Raw genomic sequence first — 16,393 nt, 5'->3', positions numbered from 1 at the left:
TTGGAAACTGCATTTTCTGGCTTCGACAACCGAAAAATACAGTCTTTCAAAAGGTTACGCTACCCTCACCAACCCATCATGAATAATTCGGGTTAAATGTGTTGAACAAAGCGGACCGAAAAACAAGGCATTGGTGCGATTAACTTCAGCCGCGCAGACCGTTTGCGTGGGGTATGCGTAAATTTTACCACTTGGTAAAATCTGGGTCAGGCCCGCTGAATGCTCAGCCGTGCCTGCAAGCCACTGGCCGAATTCTCAAATGTCAGCGCGCCGTTATGCAGCGCTGCGATGGTGGCAACGATCGACAGGCCCAAGCCGTGACCGTCGATGAACCGTGTGTTGTCGCCACGTTCGAAGGGCCCGATCAAAGCTTCGACATCCCGAGCCAGCGTTTCGGCACCTTCATCCTCGACGACGATTGTGGCGGTGCGTGCATCAGTCTCGATGGCGATACTGGCGCTGCGACCGTATTTCAGCGCGTTGTCGATCAGGTTGGTGATCGCCCGCTCCAGCGCCACAGGGCGTCCGCTGATGATCACTTGCCGACCGGTCGTGACCACGCTCTGCCCCCGGCGCGACATGAAGAGCGACTGCCCGCCCTGAACCACCACGTCGCGTGGGGGAACAAGGCTCACCGGTTCGCCTACATCCTGATAGTCGGACACGATGGTTTCCACGAGCGATGTCAGGGACAACTGTCGGGGCGCTTCGGCGTTCATTTCCGCGCGGGTGTAAGTCAGCGCGCTTTCGATGATCCCGGTCATGGAGTCGATGTCCGAGTCCAGCTTGCGGCGAAGCTCCTCGTCCTGGATCAGAGCGGTGCGCAATCGCAATCGGGTGGCGGGCGTTCCGAGATCGTGGCTCACGCTGGACAGGACGGCGGCGCGGTTGGCCAGTTGCCGACGCTCGGCTTCGAGAAACGCGTTGAGCGCATCGACGATATCGCGCAATTCGCTGGGGCCATTGGTCTCGTAGCTGTCCGGCCCACCGAAACGCCGGTTGCGGAAGGCCTGCGCGAAGGCATCGAAGGCCTGTGTCGTGTTGCCGATCAGGGTGACAAGCGCCGCCACAGCCACCAGCCCGACAAGCACGGCAAGCAGGCGCAGGTCCCGAGGGGCCGCGGCACAGCCCCAGATCGCCCGGCCATCCACCTGTTGCCATGTCCCGTTGCCGTAGCGCGCAAACAGAATGGGATCGCTGCAATAGGTTGCAAAAAGCCGTGTCAAAGCCGCCAGTTGCGCCGAAGCAGTGGAGGCGGCATCGGTCTGGAGATCGGCGACGGGGTAGCGCAGAACATCCGAGACCGCCCCGATCTGCAGCCCGCCCTCCGCGTTCTGGAGCGACAGCACGGTGACGTAGGCGGGCTGAGGTGTGCCGGCGATCCGTTCGAACTTGCCCGTTTCGGCAAGCATCGCATCCGCGTCGGACAGGGGTGTGACATGCAGGTCGGGATGCGTGTTCTGCCCGGTCCGGAGTGCCTCGTAGGTCAGAAGGCCCGTCGCATAGGCCGTGGCAAGGTGATCCGACCATGCGTGTGTCGACCGCAACCAGAGCGCGGTCGCCGCCGAGGCCGCGACCATAGCAAGGACAACCCACAGAAGCGCAAGGCTGCGCAGTCGAAACGCCCGGGTCATTCCGTGGACTCGGCGCGCACGTCCACGGAAAAGACATAGCCGATCCCGCGCTCCGTGCGGATCATGTCCGGCGCCTTGGGATCGGCCTCGATCTTGGACCGCAGCCGCCCGACCAGCACGTCGATGGCGCGGCCCGTAGCCTCGGGCTGATCCTGATCGCCGGTCACATCCAGCGCCGTTGCGATTTCCTGACGTGTGAGCGGGATATGCGGGTTGGCCAGAAGCACCTTCAGCAGCGCAGTCTCGCGCCGCGAGAGCGACACCTGGTATCCGTCGGGCGAGCGCACCTCGTCCTGTTTGCCGTCATAGACCCACCCGCCAAAGCGGAAGGTCTGGATGCGACGCCGGTAGATCAGCGAGGACGACCGCCGTGCCCGCGACAGGACCGCGCGCACCCGCGCCAGCAGCAGTTCGGGGTTGAACGGCTTGGCGATGTAGTCGTCCGCGCCGGTCTCGTACCCCGCCATGCGCTGGTGATCGGCGGACAGGGCCGAGACCATGATGATCGGCACGTCATGATCACGCCGCAGGCTCTGGCAAATCTCAAGACCGCTTTCGTCGCCCAGCATGACATCCAGAAGGATCAGGTCGATCCGCCCGTCCTCGAGGTGGCGGTGAACGTCCGCTTCGGTGGCTGCGGGCAAGGCGATGCACCCGTTCTGCCGAAGATACTGGCACATCATCTGACGCATGTCCGGATCATCATCGACGACAAGAAGTCTTGGAATCGCCACCTGTTTCTCTCCTCCGGTCACGGTGCCGCTGTGCCGCGCTTGCCGCAGCTTATGTAACAACAGGAAACGAAATCTCGTCCAGTGTAACAGCGTGTAACGAGAGGTCGAAAAATCTGCACGCGGTTTCCGGAAACCCGCCATGACGAGATTGCAATGCTGGCCCCGATTTCGCCAAGAAAGGACACCTGATGCCTGCATCGGCACAGATTTTGGGAGGACTACACACATGAAATCCGTATTTTTCGGCGCCGTCTCCGCCACCGCTCTGATCGCATCCGCAGTCCATGCCGAACCTCAGGCCGAGGTTCTGCATTGGTGGACATCGGGCGGTGAAGCCAAGTCGGTCGCCGTGCTGCAGGAAGAATTCGCAGCCAAGGGCGGCACATGGACGGACATGCCGGTCGCGGGCGGCGGCGGTGATGCCGCAATGACTGCGCTGCGCGCGCGTGTCCTTTCCGGCAACGCGCCCACAGCCGTTCAGCTCAAGGGTCCGGCGATCCAGGAATGGTACGAAGAAGGTGTTCTGGCGGACATTTCGGCTGTGGCTGAAGCACAGGGCTGGGCAGACGTTCTGCCGGCATCCATCGCAGGCCACATGAAGTGCGAAGGCAACTGGTGCGCGGCACCGGTCAACGTGCACCGCGTCGACTGGATCTGGGCGAATGCCGACGTTCTGGAAGCCAACGGCATTGACATGCCGACCACATGGGACGAATTCAACGCAGCGGCTGAAAAGCTGCAGGCGGCTGGTGTCATCCCGCTCGCCCATGGTGGTCAGGCGTGGCAGGACGCAACCGTGTTCGAAGCGGTGGCGCTGGGCATCCTTGGGCCGGACGGTTTCCGCAAGGCGTTTGTCGATCTCGACATGGACACTCTGAAGTCCGACGAGATGAAGGCTGTCTTCGACCAGATGCGCACCATGCGCGGCTATGTCGACGAGAACTTCTCGGGTCGTGACTGGAACCTTGCCACAGCGATGGTCATGAACGGCGAAGCGGCGTTCCAGATCATGGGTGACTGGGCCAAGGGCGAATTCATGGCGGCTGGCAAAGTGCCGGGCGAAGACTTCCTCTGCGCGTCGGTGCCGGGTGACGGCTTCCTCTACAACGTGGACAGCTTTGCCATGTTCGACGTCGACGGCGACGACAAGAAAGCCGGTCAGGACCTACTGGCAGAGCTGATCGTTGGTCAGAACTTCCAAAAAGTGTTCAACCTGAACAAAGGCTCGATCCCGGCGCGCACCGACGTATCGCTGGAAGAGTTCGACAGCTGCGCGCACCTGTCCGCCAAGGACATGAGCGAAAGCTCGGACAATGGCTCGCTCCTGCCGAGCTATGCCCACGGCATGGCGCTGCGCGGCGCGCAGTCCGGCGCGATCACCGACGTCGTGACTGCACACTTCAACTCCGATATGTCCTCGGATGAAGCTGTGAACATGCTGGCCGACGCGGTCGCCAACAGCATGTAACTCCATTCTCCCGCCCCAAAGCACCCGCTTGGGGCGGGACTTTCAGGGACAGATCCAATGACCAAGTGGCTTGAAGAAAACACGCCCAAATTGGTACTGGCGCCCTCGTTCATCGCAGTTCTGATCTTCGTCTACGGCTTCATTGCCTGGACCGCCTGGGTCTCGTTCACGCGATCGCGCCTGCTTCCAAGATATGACATCGAAGGGCTTATCCAGTACGAGCGCCTGTTTGCGTCGCCGCGCTGGGACACCGCGCTGAACAACCTGTTTGTGTTCGGTATCCTGTTCATCGTGATCGCGATGGTGCTTGGTCTGATCCTTGCGATCCTGCTCGATCAGAACATCCGCACCGAAGGCGCGATCCGCACGATCTACCTTTATCCGATGGCGCTTTCGATGATCGTCACCGGGACCGCGTGGAAGTGGATTCTGAACCCCGGGCTGGGGGTCGAGGCCATGGTCCGCGGCTGGGGTTTCGAGACTTTCAGTTTCGACTGGCTGGTGAACCCCGACATGGCGATCTACACCGTTGTGATCGCCGCGATCTGGCAAAGCTCGGGCTTTGTGATGGCGTTGTTCCTGGCCGGTCTGCGGTCGGTGGATGGCGAGATCATCAAGGCCGCGCAAGTCGATGGAATCCCGACCTGGCGCATCTATACCGCCATCATCATCCCGTCGATGGCCCCGATCTTTCTGTCGGCCTTCATCGTGCTGTCGCACCTCGCCATCAAGAGCTTTGACCTTGTCATCGCACTTACCGGTGGTGGCCCCGGCTACGCGACCGACCTTCCGGCAACCTACATGTACGCGATGGCGTTCTCACGCGGTGACATCGGTCAGGCGGCAAGCTCTGCCATGATCATGATGATGGTCGTCTTCGCGATCGTGGTGCCGTACCTCTATTCGGAATTGAGGTCCAAAGATGACTGATATTTCAATGACATCCGCGCAAAGCCAAAGTCAGACGGGCAAGATTGTCCTGCGGTGGCTGCTTTACATCGCGCTGGGCCTCTTTGCCCTGTTCTACCTTATGCCGCTTTTCGTGATGATCACCACATCGCTGAAAAGCCTTGACGAAATCCGCACGGGCGACCTGATCGCCCTGCCGCGGGACGTCACCTTCGATGCGTGGCGCACCGCATGGTCCGGAGCCTGTACCGGCATCCAGTGTGAAGGCGTCCGTCCGTATTTCTGGAACTCCATCCTGATCGCCATCCCGGCGGTGGCCATCTCGACCCTTCTGGGGGCGATGAACGGCTATGTCGTGGCCCAGTGGCGGTTCCGGGGGGCGAACATCATCTTCTCGCTGATGCTCTTCGGCTGCTTCATCCCGTTCCAGGTGGTTCTTCTGCCGATGGCACGGACACTTGGGATCATGGGCATTGCGGGCACCATTCCGGGGCTGATCTTTGTCCACGTGATCTAGGGGCTTGGCTTCACCACGCTGTTCTTCCGCAACTACTATGTCACGATCCCGGCTGAATTGACTAAAGCGGCCAAGGTGGATGGGGCAGGGTTCTTCCGCATCTTCTGGTCGATCTTCCTGCCGCTGTCGCTGCCGATCATTGTCGTGACCGTCATCTGGCAGTTCACGCAGATCTGGAACGATTTCCTGTTCGGCGTGTCCTTCAGTCAGGCTGGAACGCAGCCCGTGACAGTCGCGCTTAACAACATCGTCAACTCGACCACAGGCGTGAAGGAATACAACGTCGACATGGCCGCCGCGATCATTGCCGCGCTGCCGACGCTGTTCGTCTACGTCGTCGCTGGCAAGTATTTCATCCGGGGTCTGACCGCCGGTTCCGTGAAAGGATAATCCCATGTCTCCGATCCTGGACATCAAGAACCTCTATAAAAGCTACGGCACAACGGAGATCCTCAAGGACATCAACGTGTCGATCGAACCGGGCGATTTCCTTGTGCTGGTCGGCCCCTCGGGCTGTGGCAAGTCCACGCTGCTGAACTGCATCGCGGGGCTTGAGCCGATCACCGGCGGGTCGATCAGCATCGGTGGCAAGGACATGACCCATGTCAGCCCCAAGGACCGCGACATCGCGATGGTGTTCCAGTCCTACGCGCTCTACCCGACGATGACCGTCGCCAAGAACATCACCTTCGGCATGAAGGTGCGCGGCGTCGATCAGGCCACGCAGGACAAGAAGCTGGCGCAGGTGGCAGCGCAATTGCAGATCGAACCGCTGCTGAACCGCCGTCCGGGGCAATTGTCCGGTGGTCAGCGTCAGCGCGTGGCGATGGGCAGGGCGCTGGTGCGCGATCCAAAGCTGTTCCTCTTCGACGAACCTCTGTCCAACCTCGATGCCAAACTACGGGTCGAGATGCGGACCGAGATCAAGGCGCTGCACCAGAACCTTGGCGCGTCGATGGTCTATGTGACCCACGACCAGATCGAGGCGATGACACTGGCGACCAAGATCGTGGTCATGAAAGGTGGCGTGATCCAGCAGATCGGATCCCCGGCGGAAATCTACAACCGCCCGGCCAATCTGTTTGTGGCCGACTTCATGGGCAGCCCGGCGATGAACCTGATCCCCGCCAAGGCGCATCGTGCGGACGACGGCACGCGGATCGAAATCACCCGCAAGTCTGGTGAGCCGATTGTCCTGACCGACACCAAGAACCGCGATTTGCCCGAAGACGTGATCCTTGGCGTGCGGCCCGAAGACATCGCCGACCCCGATCTGCGCGGGTCGGATTCGACGCAGGCGGCGGAATGCCTGATCGACATTGTCGAACCGGCAGGGGCCGACACGTACGCGGTGATGCAACTGGGTGGCAAGCACGTCACGGCGCGTCTTCACGCGGAAACGACGGCCAAGCCGGGTCAGCCCAAGCGGCTGTCCTTCGATCTGGGCAAGGTGTCGTATTTCGCGCCGGAAACCGGGCTGCGGCTGAACTGAGAAAAGACCGGGTGGTCAGTCTTTGAAGGACCACCCGGATGTTTTCACTTGATCGGTATGCGCGCCCAATGTGGGCGCGGTCCGGTCCAGCGCAAGGGTCGACGTGCTGAAGGTGATCGGTGTACGAACACCCGGCACATCCTCGGGCATGATCTTCATCCCACGGTGAATGATCTGCGGATCGTCGAACACTTCGCCAACGGTGTTGATCGGGGACGAGGCAACCTGTTTGGCTTTCAGCGCCTCAAGCAAATCCGCCTTGGTCATCTTCGCCGTTTCCGCCTTGAGCATGGCGATCAGTTCGTCGCGATGCTGCACGCGCTGGGCGTTGGTCCGGTAGTCCGGGTTCTCGGCAAGGTCCTTGCGGCCCACGATCTCGCACAGACCCTGAAACTGGCGGTCATTGCCCGACGCGATGATGATGTCGCCATCGGAGGCCGGGAAGACCTCGTAAGGCACGATATTCGGGTGTTGGTTCCCCATGCGGTTGGGGGACTCGCCCGTTACAAGGAAGTTCATCGCCTGATTGACAAGACAGCCTGTACCCGCGTCCAGCAGGCTCATGTCGATATGCTGGCCCTGTCCTGTCTTGTCCCGCTCGCGCAGCGCGGCCTGAATGCCGATCACGGCGTAAAGCCCGGTGTAGATGTCGGTGACCGCAACGCCGACTTTTTGCGGCTCGCCTGCAGGGTCGCCGGTGATCGACATCAACCCGGACAGCCCTTGCACAAGGTAGTCATAGCCCGCGCGTTCGGCATAGGGGCCGGTCTGCCCGAAGCCGGTGATCGAACAGTAGACAAGGCCCGGATTGGCCTTTGACAGGCTGGCATAGTCCAGCCCGTACTTGGTCAGCCCGCCCACCTTGAAGTTCTCGATCAGCACATCCGCCTCGCGCGCGAGGTCTTGCACGAAGGCGCGGCCTTCCTCTGTCGTCAGGTCCGCCGTGACCGAGTATTTGCCGCGGTTGCAACTGTAGAAATAGGCGGCTGACGGTGTGTCTTCGCCTTCGCGCTCGATGAAGGGCGGGCCCCATGTACGGGTGTCGTCGCCCTTGGGGCTTTCCACCTTGATCACGGTTGCGCCAAGGTCAGCCAGCGTCTGACCGACAATTGGCCCGGCAAGGATGCGGGCCAATTCTAGAACTTTCAAACCTTCCAGCGGTGCTGACATCAGAAGAACGCCTGCAACCCTGTCTGTGCCCGGCCAAGGATGAGGGCGTGCACGTCATGCGTGCCCTCGTAGGTGTTGACCGTCTCAAGGTTCTGCGCGTGACGCATGACGTGGTACTCCGCCATGATCCCGTTACCGCCATGCATGTCGCGGGCATTGCGCGCGATATCCAACGCCTTGCCGCAATTGTTGCGCTTGATCAGGCTGATCGCCTCGGGCGCGGCTGTCCCTGCATCAAGCATCCGGCCCACTTGGAGAGCGGCGTGCAGGCCCAGAGTGATCTCGGTCTGCATGTCGGCGAGTTTCTTCTGGAAAAGCTGCGTCTGCGCGAGCGGGCGGCCGAATTGCGTGCGGTCCAGACCGTACTGACGGGCGCGGTGCCAGCTGTCCTCAGCCGCGCCCATCACTCCCCACGCGATGCCATAGCGTGCGCGGTTCAGACAGCCGAACGGACCTTTCAGGCCTTCGACACCCGGCAGCAACGCGTCTTCACCAACCTCGACATCCTTCATCACGATCTCGCCGGTGATCGACGCGCGCAGCGACAGCTTGCCGTTGATCTTGGGCGCGCTCAGGCCTTTCATGCCTTTCTCAAGAACAAAGCCCCGGATTTTTCCGCCATGCGCTTCGGACTTGGCCCAGACGACGAACACATCCGCAATCGGGCTGTTCGAAATCCACATCTTGGCCCCGTTCAGCACATAGCCACTGTCGGTTTTCTTCGCGACAGTCTTCATCCCCGCAGGATCGGACCCGGCATCGGGTTCCGTCAGGCCAAAACAGCCGATCAGTGTCCCTGCAGCCAGACCCGGCAGGTATTTCCTGCGCTGCTCATCGCTGCCATAGGCGTGGATCGGGTACATCACCAAGGAGCTTTGCACGCTCATCATCGACCGATACCCGCTGTCCACACGCTCGACTTCGCGTGCGACAAGGCCATAGCTCACATAGCCCGCGCCGAGACCGCCGAACTCTTCGGGGATGGTCACGCCCAACAGGCCCATCTCGCCCATCTCGGCGAAAATCTCGGGCGCGACACCCTCGTTCAGATACATGTCCGACACGCGCGGCAGCAGCTTGTCTTTTGCATAGGCCGCTGCACTGTCCGCGATCATGCGCTCTTCCTCGGACAGAGCCGCGCTCAGGCCCAGAGGGTCCTGCCAGTCGAATTTGGCGAGTGAGGGTCCGTGACCCGCGTGTGACGCATCAAGCATGTCCATGCTCCTCTTTCATGTCATTGGCGGCAGCCGATCCGGCGATATGCCCCAGAACCGTCGCTGCCAGCAGCCCATTGCCGGATAGATACCCGCTATCACCGGAACCTGAAACACCCACCGTAGCACCGCCTGCCGCAAAGAGGTTTTTCAAGACGCCTCCGTCGGTTCTGCAGACGCGTGCGTCTTGATCGACGCGCAAACCGCCCTGCGTGTGGAACAAGGCTCCGGTCACCTTCACCGCACAGTATGGCGGTTTGAGCGGTTCGCCAAGGAAGCTGCGTCCAAAACCGTCAGTCGCATGGATCGGGATTTCGGACAGCGTTGTCGTCAGGTTGGCTTCGGGCAGGCCAGTAACTTCTGCCAGTTCTGCCACCAAATCGGCGGTGCGGATCGCGCCGATGGCCTCGGCATCCTTGAAGTCCTGAAACTGCCGCGCGATGGCGGCGATGCGGCTGTCGAATATCGTCCAGGCGATGCCCTCGGGCTGGGCCAGCACCGCACGGGCGGCCTCGGAATAGCCCTGGCTTTCGTCCCAGAAACGGTCTCCGTTCAGGTTCACCTGCACGCCACCTTGGGTGATCACCGCCCAGGTGATCAGGATGCCCTGCGGATGCGCGACATTCCCGTGGCCCTGATACGCACCCAGATGCAACGTTTCCGCCCCAAGCGCCTCGCCCCATGTCACGGCGTCGCCCTGATTGTAGTCATGCCCGAACCAGACCGCGTTTTCGATTTCGGGCATGAACTGGCGGACCATGGCGCGATTGCCGCCATAGCCGTTGCAGGCAAGGATCAACGCATCGCAGCCCACATCTTCCGTACCGTTCGGCCCCTCCAACCGTACGCCTTTGACGATGTCACCCTCCGCAAAGAGAGATGTCGCGCGGCGGTTGCAGATGATGTCGATCCCCTGCGCCTCGCAGGCGGTGCGCAGCCGGTCGATCAATTCACGCCCCGCGCGGGTAGGAAGCCCGTGCATCCGGCGGCGCGAATGGCCGGGATAGTCGAAATCGGTGACGACCGAGAAGGGCAGGTCGAACTTGTCCGCCAGCCATTCGATCACTTTGCCCGAATGGCCCGCCAGCAGATCGACAAGATCCTGCGGGTTCTCGCCCTTGGCCTTCTGTTGAATATCCTGCGCAAAGAGGTCGGCGCTGTCCTCGATCCCCGCATCCCGTTGAAACCGCGTACCCGCTGCCGGGATCAGCCCTGCGGACAGGGCGGTGGACCCGGACGGCGCTGAATCCGCCTCTACCACCAGAACCTCGGCCCCGGCATGATGGGCGGTCAGGGCCGCGACCAGACCACAAGCGCCTGCGCCGACGATCAGGATCGGCACCTCCAGATCGAACCCGGGGTCGGGGGGCGGCAGGATCGACATGGCTCAGTCGCGCCCGCCGGATTCGTAGCGTTTGCCCAAAGCCAGCATCTCATTCGTGCCAAGGCGGTCGTTCAACCCGCCGAAATCGAACATCCGGTCGGCAAAAGCACGGTTGCTGCCGGTGGCCATCAGGCTTTGGTAATAGCTTTCAGCCGTATGCGCCAAGGCGCGCACGATGCCTCCGGGGAAGATCACGATGGAGAAGCCCAGATCGTTCAGAAACGCCGCGTTCTGGATCGGTGTCGCGCCGCCTTCGACCATGTTCACCAGCAACGGCACACGATCCTTGAACCGCTCTGTCACGGTTTTCATCTCGTCCACCGACCGCAGCGCTTCGATGAACAGCGCGTCTGCGCCTGCCTCGACATATGCCTCAGCCCGGTCGATGGCGGCGTCAAAGCCGTCTACGGCAACAGCATCGGTGCGGGCGATGATCAGTGTCTCATCGCTGGCCCGCGCATCCACCATCGCGGCGATCTTGCCGACCATTTCGGTCGTCGGAATGATCGACTTCTCGGCCAGATGCCCACAGCGTTTCGGATAGGTCTGATCCTCCACCTGCAAGGCATTGGCCCCCGCGCGTTCGTAAAGCCGCATCGTCCGCTGCGCGTTCAGCGCGTTGCCGAACCCTGTGTCGGCGTCGATGATCACCGGAATGTCCACGCGGTCGCGGATCAGGGCCATCGTGTCGGACATCTCGCTGACCGAAGTGAGGCCGATGTCCGGTCGTCCCAGCCGCGTATAGGCCACCGCCGCGCCGCTGAGATACAGCGCCTCGAACCCGGCTTGCGCCGCAAGCGCCGCTGTCAGGGCGTCGTAGACACCCGGAGCGACAAGGATCTCGTCAGAGGCAAGGCGGGTTTTCAGGCTCATGTCAGGGTTTCCAGCAACTCGGCGCAGGTCACGTTCGGGCAGACCGACGCAAGCGACAACAGCGTGGCGTCGTGCACCTCCTGTTTGAAAGCGGCGCATCCATCGGACAGCAGGATCGTGTGCAGGTTTCTCAGATGCGCGTCGCGCACCGTGCTGGCGACCCCGCCATTCGTGACAATCCCGCCGATGATCAGCGTGTCGATGTTGAGCGCCCGAAGGATGTATTCAAGCCGCGTCTGGTAGAGCGCAGAATAGGCGACCTTTTCGATGGTGTAATCCGCAGGCGCCAGAGCATCGACCAACGCATGACCGAACTTGCCGGGGGCGAAATCGCCTTTGCCAAGGAAGGGCCGCAGCTCTTTAAGGTGCGGCGCGATGAGTGGTTCGTCATTCGGCCCCGGCACCAGCGTGAACTGCGCGCTGATATAGGTGCCGCTCTTGGCGCGGAGCGCGTCCACAACGGGTTTGATCCGGGCAGGCAGGGCGGTGATCGCCTCGGCCGTCTGCCCGGCGCGGCCATAGGCACCTTCGGGGTGCAGAAAGTCGTTCTGCAGGTCGATGGTGAGGAGCGCGGTGCGCTTTGGGTCTATGGTGTGCGCCATGTCTCAGTCCTCGTCCCGTATGATGATCGTGTTGCCGCAGGTGTCGACCTTGGCGCTCAGGCCGGGATCGACCAGCACGGTCGTGTCCGGCTGCACAAGGATCGCGGGGCCTTTGACCTCGGCACCGACGGGCAGGGAAAGGCGGCTGTAGATCGCGGTGTCGAACCACGCATCGCCGAAATGCACCTTGCGGCTGCCCGTATGCGCGGCCTCGACCGACCCGCCCTTGGGGGCCAAAGTGGTCAGATCGAACTTGGGCCGCCGCCCGATCACGGCGGTGCGCAGGTTCATCAACCGGCGCGTGCCGTTCTTGAGGAGGCGTCCATAGGTGGCCTGATACGCGGCATCGAAGGCGGCTTCCACCTCGGCGACGGTCGGCGCTGCAACAGTGTTCCCCTTGACCGAGATCGGCAGGGGAACGGCCACCGTATGGGTCTGCCCGACATAGGCCATGTCCAGCTCGACCACGATGTCGCGCGCCTCGAACCGGGATTGCGCGGCGTCCAACAGGGCCATGCCGTCGTCGATATGCTTCTGCATCACCTCGCGCAGCGCGCCCGTGTCCAGCGTCGCGGTCAGCGAGTTGATCGTCTGCACGAAATCCTGCCGCATGTCGGCAATCACGCAACCCATCGCGCTGGTCACACCCGGATAGCGCGGGACGATTGCGCTGCCGATGCCGACCTCTTTCAGGATCGCGCCGGTGTGCAGCGCGCCGCCACCGCCGAAGGGCATGAAGGCAAACCGCTTGGGATCGAACCCGCGTTCGATGCTGACCAGACGGATTGCGCCGGCCATGCGCGAATTGGCGACGCGCAGGATGGCTTCGGCGGCCTCGATGGTCGTCAGGCCCAGTTTCGATCCGACGTGAACGTCGATCGCTTTGGCAGCCGCATCCACATCCAGTCGGTCGAGCTTGCCGCCGATGGGGTTGTCTGGGTCGATCCGGCCAAGGACCACATTCGCATCGGTGACGGTCGGGCGGTCGTTGCCCTGACCATAGGCCACCGGGCCGGGTGTCGATCCGGCGCTTTCCGGGCCGATGTTCAGGAGGCCACCCTTGTCGACCCATGCGATGGAGCCGCCACCGGCACCGATCGTCGTGATCTCGATCATCGGGTTGCGCACCACCATGCCAAAATCGATGGAGGTCTGCGGCGACAGCATGGACTGCCCCTTGGCAATCAGCGCCACGTCAAAGCTGGTGCCGCCCATGTCGCCCGTAATGACGTTCTCGAAACCTGCCGTCGTCGCAATATGCCCGGCAGCAATCACGCCAGCAGCGGGGCCGGACAGGGCTGTGCGGATCGGCAGGCGGCAGGCGGTGTCGGTACCCATGACGCCGCCATTCGACTGTACGATCATGAACTCGCCGCCGAACCCGCCTTTGGTCAGGGCTTGATCCAGTCGGTTGATATAGCCTGAGACTTCGGGTTGCAGATAGGCGTTCAAAGCCGTGGTCGAGAAGCGTTCGAATTCGCGGATCTCCGGCAGGATTTCCGACGAACAGCTCACATGGTCGTTGGGCCACATGGCGCGGACCGCCTCAACAGCCTTGGCCTCGTTCTCGGCATTGGCATAGGCGTTGGCGAAAAGGATCGCGACGGCCAAACAGCCTTCGTCGATCAACTGCTGGGCGGCTGTCCTGACCGCGTCCAGATCGACGGGCGTGCGGATCGTGCCATCGGCCAGCGTACGCTCCGGCACCTCCAACCGTAAGTTTCGCGGCACAACCGGCTCGAAATCGCCGCGCAGGCCCCAGGTCCGGGGCCTGTCGCGGCGGCGCATTTCAAGAACGTCGCGGAGTCCGTGAGTGGTGATCACGCCGATCTTTGCGCCTTTGCGCTCGAGCAGAGCATTGGTTCCGGCGGTGGTGCCATGCACAACCGCCGCGACGGTGGAGAGGTCCTCGACCTGCTGGCTGATCCCGTCGAGAAAGCCACCCGACTGGTCGGGCCGGGTTGTGGGCACCTTGGCCACGTCTGCAGTTCCGGTGGCCTCGTCCAGCACGAACACGTCGGTGAAGGTGCCGCCGACATCGACGCCGATCATCTTGCTCATGCCGCGACCTCTTTCCATGCGGGGCCGTAAAGTTCGGTCGCTTTGTCCGGTGTCAGGTATCCAAGCGCCACGTCGCGGGCGACCGCGCTTGCATCGCGGTCCGACGCTGTGCCGTAACCACCCCCACCGGGGGTGTCGAGGCGCACAGCCTGTCCCTTGGTCAGCTTGATCCCCAGCATTTTCGACGCCAGCGGCGGGGATTTCCACCCATCCGCCTGTTCGTAGTGAAACACGTTCATCGCACCCGTGCCGCCGCCCTGCACACCCTGCGGTGCGAACCGACCGCGTTCGCCAAAGAGGAACGCCTCGGCGTTTTCCTCCAGTACTTCGATCTCGTAGGTCGCACCCAGCCCGCCGCGATGCGCACCCGCGCCCGCACTGTCGGGACGGAGCGCCCATTGGCGGAACATCACCGGATAGGCGGCTTCGAGGATCTCCATCGGCGGGATCGTCGCGGTCGAGATTGGCGCGTTGCCGTGGTTGAGGCCGTCCGATTCACTGCTGCCGCCATGCCCGCCGCCATAGAAGCTGAACATCACCCAGCGTTGTCCGTTGGCCCGCTTGCCCGCAATCGACAGCGCATTGATCGTGCCATAGGCATTGGCGACGACGCGGTCGGGCGCTGCTTGTGACGCAGCACTGAAGATCACGTCGATCATGCGCAGGATGGTTTCTGTATAGCCGCCGACCGGGGCCGGGAATTCGGCAGACAGAAGCGACCCATCTGGCACGCGCACATCAATCGGCCGCATGACGCCCGCATTGGCGGGCAGTTCCGGGAAGATGTGCTTGATCGCGACATAAGCGGTGGCGACGGCAGTCGGGTAGGCGATGTTGACCGGGCCAGCGGTCACGGGCGCGGTGCCTTCGAAATCAAGCACCATCCGGTCGCCCGTGATCTCGAGCGCAACCTTGATCGGCAGGGCCTTGTCGGTGATCCCGTCATTGTCGAGGTAGTCCACCGCCTCCCAGCGCCCGTCCGGCAGACCGGACAGTTCCGACCGCATCAGCGTTTCGGCGCGGTCGCCCAGGGCGTCGAGGGCCGCCGACACGGTCTTGGCCCCGTATTCGTCCAGCAATTCGTCGAGCCGCTTCACGCCAAGGTCCAACGCGCCGAGCTGGCCGTTCAGATCGCCCATCGCTGATTGCGGCAGGCGGGTGTTGCGCAGGAGGATGTCGATGATGTCCTGCTGGATGACGCCTGCGCGGACCAGCTTGACCGGCGGCAGGACAAACGCCTCCTGAAACGCCTCGGTAGCAGAGGGGTTGTAGTTGCCCGGCACCGCGCCGCCCACATCGTGCCAGTGACCTACGCTGGCGAGGTAGCAAAACAGCTTGCCATCGCGGAAATAGGGGCGCACCAGCCGCATGTCGGACAGGTGCGTGCCGCCCATATGCGCGTCGTTGAAGATGTAGATGTCGCCATCCGCCAGATCACCGGCCTCGGCGGCCTTGTCGATCACCGCCTTCACGGCAAAGGCCATGACCCCGACAAAGATCGGCAGGCCGGATTTGCCCTGCACCAGCGTGTCGCCGGACATGGCGTGGTAAAACCCGTGCGAGGCGTCGTGTGCTTCGGCGATGATCGGGTTGAACGCGGCGCGGAAGAGCGTCGCGTCCATCTCGTCGGCGATCTGTTCCATGCGGCCAGCCAGAACGGCGAGGGTGATCGGATCGATGGCGGCACTCATTTCGCGCGCACCTCTGCCATGTCGTTCCACACGTCCTGACGCAAGATCTTGCCTCCGGCGATTTCGAAGCGGTCGATAAAGCGGATGCCCTCGAACGGGGTGCCGTCCATCCATTCGCCGTAGAGAGTTCCGCGCGCGTAGACGACCGAAACACCGCCGCTGTGCATCGCATCGAACCCGTCATAGGTTTTCTTGACGAACCTGTAGCGCCCCTTGGACCAGTCGATCAGTTCTGAAAGCTGCGTCATCGGCTGGGTCGCGGGGAACACCATCTGGAACCCGTCGCCCAGCATCGCTTGCGCGGTCTCCAGATCGCGGGCTTCCATCGCGGCGAGATAGTCGCGCACGATCTGTGCGGGATCGGGCAGGGCTGGGGCCGGTTGGCGGTGCTGGCCGCCACGGGCATAGGCCTCGGACGGGTATTCGTGCAGCATCACGGTGATGGCCTCATCAGGTGCCGGAACGACAAATCGAATCGCGTCTGTGAGGGCCGAGGTAAGACGGGATTTCTCTGTGGGGCTGTATCCTTGAAGGATGTGCGCTTCCACGATTGGCATATGACCCTCCCCAAAATCTGCACTTTTCATATAACAGGTTTTGGTATATTGAAAGACCAACAAACGAAGAATCTTCGCCGGATCATC

Annotated in this window: 13 protein-coding genes and 1 pseudogene; 4 read left to right on the top strand and 10 right to left on the bottom strand. The window is 62.3% G+C overall.

Features of this window, described 5'->3' with window-relative positions; translation table 11 throughout:
• Window positions 1-206: 206 nt before the first annotated feature.
• Together MRY75_RS04650 and MRY75_RS04645 are read right to left on the bottom strand one after the other, a co-directional pair.
• Window positions 207-1,634 (bottom strand): ATP-binding protein, encoded by a 1,428-nt coding sequence (locus MRY75_RS04650; protein WP_292305983.1) that lies wholly within the window; start codon window positions 1,632-1,634, stop codon window positions 207-209.
• Window positions 1,631-2,368, bottom strand: coding sequence for a response regulator transcription factor (locus MRY75_RS04645; protein ID WP_292305982.1), 738 nt, complete (start codon window positions 2,366-2,368; stop codon window positions 1,631-1,633). The genes MRY75_RS04650 and MRY75_RS04645 overlap by 4 nt, the downstream gene beginning before the upstream one ends.
• Window positions 2,369-2,594: 226 nt before the next feature.
• Between MRY75_RS04645 and MRY75_RS04640 the strand changes: the two genes are divergently transcribed.
• From MRY75_RS04640 to ugpC, 4 genes and pseudogenes are all read left to right on the top strand, one after another.
• Window positions 2,595-3,836 (top strand): ABC transporter substrate-binding protein, encoded by a 1,242-nt coding sequence (locus MRY75_RS04640; protein WP_292305981.1) that lies wholly within the window; start codon window positions 2,595-2,597, stop codon window positions 3,834-3,836.
• 57 nt (window positions 3,837-3,893) lie between these two features.
• Complete coding sequence (locus MRY75_RS04635) at window positions 3,894-4,766, top strand: carbohydrate ABC transporter permease (protein WP_292305980.1); 873 nt, start codon at window positions 3,894-3,896, stop codon at window positions 4,764-4,766.
• Window positions 4,759-5,652, top strand: a pseudogene (locus tag MRY75_RS04630) (carbohydrate ABC transporter permease). The gene MRY75_RS04635 and the pseudogene MRY75_RS04630 overlap by 8 nt, the downstream one beginning before the upstream one ends.
• 4 nt (window positions 5,653-5,656) lie before the next feature.
• Window positions 5,657-6,754, top strand: coding sequence for a sn-glycerol-3-phosphate ABC transporter ATP-binding protein UgpC (ugpC, locus tag MRY75_RS04625; RefSeq protein ID WP_292305979.1), 1,098 nt, complete (start codon window positions 5,657-5,659; stop codon window positions 6,752-6,754).
• A 15-nt stretch (window positions 6,755-6,769) separates the two neighbouring features.
• On the opposite strand, the gene MRY75_RS04620 is transcribed toward ugpC, so the two are convergent.
• Genes MRY75_RS04620 through MRY75_RS04585 form a run of 8 tightly spaced genes read right to left on the bottom strand, consistent with a single transcriptional unit; the run spans window position 6,770 to window position 16,306 of the window.
• Window positions 6,770-7,924: a CaiB/BaiF CoA-transferase family protein gene (locus MRY75_RS04620; RefSeq protein ID WP_292305978.1), complete on the bottom strand. Its 1,155-nt coding sequence runs from the start codon at window positions 7,922-7,924 to the stop codon at window positions 6,770-6,772.
• Window positions 7,924-9,138 carry an acyl-CoA dehydrogenase gene (locus MRY75_RS04615; RefSeq protein ID WP_292305977.1) on the bottom strand — a complete coding sequence of 405 codons (1,215 nt, stop codon included), beginning with the start codon at window positions 9,136-9,138 and terminating at the stop codon, window positions 7,924-7,926. The genes MRY75_RS04620 and MRY75_RS04615 overlap by 1 nt, the downstream gene beginning before the upstream one ends.
• Entirely contained in the window at window positions 9,131-10,522 is a 1,392-nt protein-coding gene (locus MRY75_RS04610; protein ID WP_292305976.1) for an FAD-dependent oxidoreductase, read from the bottom strand. The genes MRY75_RS04615 and MRY75_RS04610 overlap by 8 nt, the downstream gene beginning before the upstream one ends.
• A gap of 3 nt (window positions 10,523-10,525) precedes the next feature.
• Window positions 10,526-11,395, bottom strand: coding sequence for an isocitrate lyase/phosphoenolpyruvate mutase family protein (locus MRY75_RS04605; protein WP_292305975.1), 870 nt, complete (start codon window positions 11,393-11,395; stop codon window positions 10,526-10,528).
• Entirely contained in the window at window positions 11,392-11,997 is a 606-nt protein-coding gene (locus MRY75_RS04600) for a cysteine hydrolase (RefSeq protein WP_292305974.1), read from the bottom strand. Before MRY75_RS04600 ends, MRY75_RS04605 begins: the two co-directional genes overlap by 4 nt.
• Window positions 11,998-12,000: 3 nt before the next feature.
• Window positions 12,001-14,058 (bottom strand): hydantoinase/oxoprolinase family protein, encoded by a 2,058-nt coding sequence (locus MRY75_RS04595; protein ID WP_292305973.1) that lies wholly within the window; start codon window positions 14,056-14,058, stop codon window positions 12,001-12,003.
• Entirely contained in the window at window positions 14,055-15,749 is a 1,695-nt protein-coding gene (locus MRY75_RS04590) for a hydantoinase B/oxoprolinase family protein (RefSeq protein ID WP_292305972.1), read from the bottom strand. Before MRY75_RS04590 ends, MRY75_RS04595 begins: the two co-directional genes overlap by 4 nt.
• Window positions 15,746-16,306, bottom strand: coding sequence for a tautomerase family protein (locus MRY75_RS04585; protein ID WP_292305971.1), 561 nt, complete (start codon window positions 16,304-16,306; stop codon window positions 15,746-15,748). Before MRY75_RS04585 ends, MRY75_RS04590 begins: the two co-directional genes overlap by 4 nt.
• Between the last annotated feature and the right edge of the window lie 87 nt (window positions 16,307-16,393).

This window comes from Marivita sp. (genome assembly GCF_022763305.1).
Taxonomy (GTDB): Bacteria; Pseudomonadota; Alphaproteobacteria; order Rhodobacterales; family Rhodobacteraceae; genus Marivita.
This window is presented reverse-complemented; position numbering and strand designations above follow the sequence as displayed.

What these genes read in the sequence shown, in the direction of transcription:
- MRY75_RS04585 (WP_292305971.1), bottom strand. Translation starts at nt 16,306, where the DNA reads ATGCCAATCGTGGAAGCGCACATCCTTCAAGGATACAGCCCCACAGAG.
- MRY75_RS04620 (WP_292305978.1), bottom strand. Translation starts at nt 7,924, where the DNA reads ATGTCAGCACCGCTGGAAGGTTTGAAAGTTCTAGAATTGGCCCGCATC.
- MRY75_RS04600 (WP_292305974.1), bottom strand. Translation starts at nt 11,997, where the DNA reads ATGGCGCACACCATAGACCCAAAGCGCACCGCGCTCCTCACCATCGAC.
- MRY75_RS04615 (WP_292305977.1), bottom strand. Translation starts at nt 9,138, where the DNA reads ATGCTTGATGCGTCACACGCGGGTCACGGACCCTCACTCGCCAAATTC.
- MRY75_RS04640 (WP_292305981.1), top strand. Translation starts at nt 2,595, where the DNA reads ATGAAATCCGTATTTTTCGGCGCCGTCTCCGCCACCGCTCTGATCGCA.
- MRY75_RS04650 (WP_292305983.1), bottom strand. Translation starts at nt 1,634, where the DNA reads ATGACCCGGGCGTTTCGACTGCGCAGCCTTGCGCTTCTGTGGGTTGTC.
- MRY75_RS04610 (WP_292305976.1), bottom strand. Translation starts at nt 10,522, where the DNA reads ATGTCGATCCTGCCGCCCCCCGACCCCGGGTTCGATCTGGAGGTGCCG.
- MRY75_RS04635 (WP_292305980.1), top strand. Translation starts at nt 3,894, where the DNA reads ATGACCAAGTGGCTTGAAGAAAACACGCCCAAATTGGTACTGGCGCCC.
- MRY75_RS04605 (WP_292305975.1), bottom strand. Translation starts at nt 11,395, where the DNA reads ATGAGCCTGAAAACCCGCCTTGCCTCTGACGAGATCCTTGTCGCTCCG.
- ugpC (WP_292305979.1), top strand. Translation starts at nt 5,657, where the DNA reads ATGTCTCCGATCCTGGACATCAAGAACCTCTATAAAAGCTACGGCACA.
- MRY75_RS04590 (WP_292305972.1), bottom strand. Translation starts at nt 15,749, where the DNA reads ATGAGTGCCGCCATCGATCCGATCACCCTCGCCGTTCTGGCTGGCCGC.
- MRY75_RS04595 (WP_292305973.1), bottom strand. Translation starts at nt 14,058, where the DNA reads ATGAGCAAGATGATCGGCGTCGATGTCGGCGGCACCTTCACCGACGTG.